Here is a 3,132-nt window from a genome sequence, read left to right as displayed (position 1 = left end):
AATTTTTGTATCCTGAATCTCTTTTGTCTTCACCGGTGCCTTCACCACCACCGTGACATCATAGACCGGCCACTTTTCTTTGGGGGGCGGGGTATCCGGTTGAAGCGGTTTGCTTTGGATTTATAGTTGGATTAAAAAGCACACCTTTATAAAAATCACCGATTTGCAGAAATTATTTCCGCCTCTTCTTCCTGTTGATTATTTTATCGGTGCAACCTTATATCCTCTATTAAGGGGTTTTGTAGATCAGACCGACAGGTGCTGGTTAGAGTATACTGCAGATAAACAAAAGAAGTTCAGATGGTATTAAAATTAAAACAATCACTTCCCCGGGGAGTACTTTTTGATCTTGGAAATACCCTGTTGTTCGAAGAGTACTACCGTCCGGTGGATGGGGGTGCCGCTTTGCTGGAAATGATTCCCCATTCGCCGGAAATAACCCCCGAACGCCTTCAAAAGGAAGCGCGAAAGCTTGTTATTGATCTTGCTCCGCGAAGGAAAGAATCGTTAATCGAAATATCGTGGGCAACCTTTCATCGGCTGCTTCTGGGATTATTCAATCTGGAATTGCCGTCCAATATTCCTGATGCCGAGATCGCCTATTGGAACGCCGCTTCGAAAATGAGTCCTGCCCAGGGTGTAGAAACAATGCTGGACCGTCTTTGCGGAATGGGGATACGATGCGGGGTTGTCAGTAATTCGATTTTCAGTAGCAATGCTCTGAGCTGGATACTGCAACAGCATCACCTTCACCACTACTTCGAATTTGTTATATCGAGTGCCGATATCGGTATCCGCAAGCCTCACCCCCTGATCTTTGCTCTTGCCGCAACCAGGCTCGATATGTCCTACGAGGAAATCTGGTATATCGGCGACAGGATCCTACTTGATGTTTGGGGGAGTAGTAGCGCCGGAATGACCGGGGTATGGTATAATCCCCGGCGAACAATTACAGATGAAATGCAGCCTGAAATCGAACTGGTATCCTGGACGGAATTATGCGATCTGCTCAAAAAATAATTGTCTGTTTTATCGGTGCGACTGTACCACTTTACCTTATCGCCGCCACCACGACCATCCGGATATATCGATATGATGAAAATTACCGATCTCGATACGACCCGGATAATCGATTGTCAGGCACCTGCCGACGACAACGAATGGGGAGTACGGATAAAGACGGACAATGATTATGAATGGATCTTTGTAGTCCAATAAAAATAACATTCACAAGGAATTTGGTGTTGTATGAAAATCGAATCGAAGTCCCTCGCTTTATCGATTGTTTCGGCAATCATCGGCGGGGCTGTTTCCGTTGTAATCGGGCGGCTTCTGGATATAGGCCTCTTTTTGAGTATTTCGGGGGTCTCGGTGGTGGTTGTGGGGACCGCCTGTGTCGGAATGCTTTTTGTAAAGGGGCGGAAGAATATAAAGACCAACAACGGTATTGTCCCGATAACGGCAATGTATTCCCCGGAGCGTCTTCCCGGTGAAGTTTTCATGGCAGAGCTTCTGGAACTCCCGGTAATTATCAGCAAAGATCGCGAGAGCACCACCATCGAAATAAACAGAAAAAACGTTAAGGACCTGGTCGTCTCCAATGCGGGGAAAACAGCGCTGGCCGAAAAGTATGCCAAGACAAACGATAATAATTACCGTTCCCTCGACCGGAAAATTCATCGTTTTATTTCAGATCCCGAGAGCATCGGAAAGGAAATTGTCCCCCTCAAGGCCGATTTCCGCTTACGATGGGCCTCGGGCGGCGTTCTTTCGATTGTTACCTTTCGGGGGAAAAACTGGATACCGCTTTTTTTCAGGGATATCAAGCCCTACGGGTGGAATGTAGCGCTGGGGTCGTCGGAACGCCATTTCGATAAACAAAACCGGCTTGTAAACAATTTAAATCACGAATTAATGTCACCGGAACGGTTTATCTGCAGAGAATTTCTTGAAGAAACACTGGTGATACAAGAGAGGGCGAAACCGGGAGAAAACACGGCATACAAGATGATAATGCCCTATGGTATTATTCAGGAAGATGAGCAGAACAGGCGGGATTTCAAGGCCGGTCATGTGGAGCTGCGGGAGCAGTATGACAGTATGCGGATCCACACCTTTCCCGATATCCGAATAAAGGCTCAGTCAATCAACTCCGGTATGGTAATCAAAATTCTCCCGTCAAGTGATACCGAAGATGCTGTTGAGCAGAGTGAAGTTCTTGTCTGCTTTAATCTTCTCGAAACCGGTATCGAGGTCGTTAAGTTGCTCAAGTATACGATTGGTGATGATGATGAAATACTCGATGGTGAAATACTCGACCGGTACAATGGAAGAGAACGGATCAGAGAGTTGACCCGCATGCCGGTAGGACTTCTTTCCTGTGAATTTCTCAATCAAATGTTCTCAAAGGGGTGTGACCATTGCAGGTATACACCGGGGATACAGCCGTCCGTTGAGATTCCCGATAGCATACCATCGGAACATATTCACCTATTCGAGTGGGATGTTAAAAAACGGTTTGCCGTCGTCCATGGAGACGAAAAAGGGGAGGGGAGTGAAAAGGAGCGTTACCGGGAATGGTATGATAAATTCGGGGAAAACTTTTTTGATTCCTCATGCAAAATCTCTACAGCGAACCCATCGAGGCTCTTTACTCCTGCAACGGCGAAGATTTTACATCTGTTTTTTTCTTGCACCGAGCCCCGGGTATGGCAGGTGCCCGAAAAAAGGGGGTGATTATAAAAAGTTCGTGATTGCCGGAAATTTATTTATATTTAAATGAGGGAGTGGTATACTACCCGATGTGCACTGAAGAATTGGTATAGGAAAAAATATTTGCCTGTTCGGTGGCGATTATTCGGGACATTCACTTTTTCAGATAGGCCTGTTCTAATGATAATAGAAAAAGCGATAGTTGTAAAAAACGCAGTAGTAGTGGCGACATCTGTTCTGTTGATAAGTGTTGCCCTCTCAGGGGCCCAGAGCAACGAGTCGGCAGAGGGATATAAAAACTGGGAGTCATTATGGCAGGAGCGGGTGGAAGCGCTCGAATCGATACTTGGCGCCCATGAGGATGTTTATCCTGCAACCCTTCCGCTGTATCTCGGGGGAACATCCGATATAATCAGTTTT

3 protein-coding genes are annotated in these 3,132 nt (G+C 46.3%); all 3 read left to right on the top strand.

Going from position 1 to position 3,132, the window contains the following annotated elements:
• Positions 1–300 precede the first annotated feature (300 nt).
• Positions 301–1,020 carry an HAD-IA family hydrolase gene (locus GF401_10290; GenBank protein ID MBD3345438.1) on the top strand — a complete coding sequence of 240 codons (720 nt, stop codon included), beginning with the start codon at positions 301–303 and terminating at the stop codon, positions 1,018–1,020.
• Positions 1,021–1,248: 228 nt separating this feature from the next.
• Complete coding sequence (locus tag GF401_10285) at positions 1,249–2,736, top strand: hypothetical protein (protein MBD3345437.1); 1,488 nt, start codon at positions 1,249–1,251, stop codon at positions 2,734–2,736.
• Positions 2,737–2,892: 156 nt separating this feature from the next.
• On the top strand, positions 2,893–3,132 hold a 240-nt coding region (locus GF401_10280), incomplete at its 3' end, for a hypothetical protein (GenBank protein ID MBD3345436.1).

Source organism: Chitinivibrionales bacterium (assembly GCA_014728215.1).
In the GTDB taxonomy this organism is placed as follows: Bacteria; Fibrobacterota; Chitinivibrionia; order Chitinivibrionales; family WJKA01; genus WJKA01.
Note: the sequence above shows the minus strand (reverse complement) of the source record. Positions and strands in the feature narration are given on the sequence as shown.

Excerpts from the sequence above, each read along its gene's own strand:
- GF401_10290 (MBD3345438.1), top strand. The coding sequence starts at position 301 with ATGGTATTAAAATTAAAACAATCACTTCCCCGGGGAGTACTTTTTGAT.
- GF401_10285 (MBD3345437.1), top strand. The coding sequence starts at position 1,249 with ATGAAAATCGAATCGAAGTCCCTCGCTTTATCGATTGTTTCGGCAATC.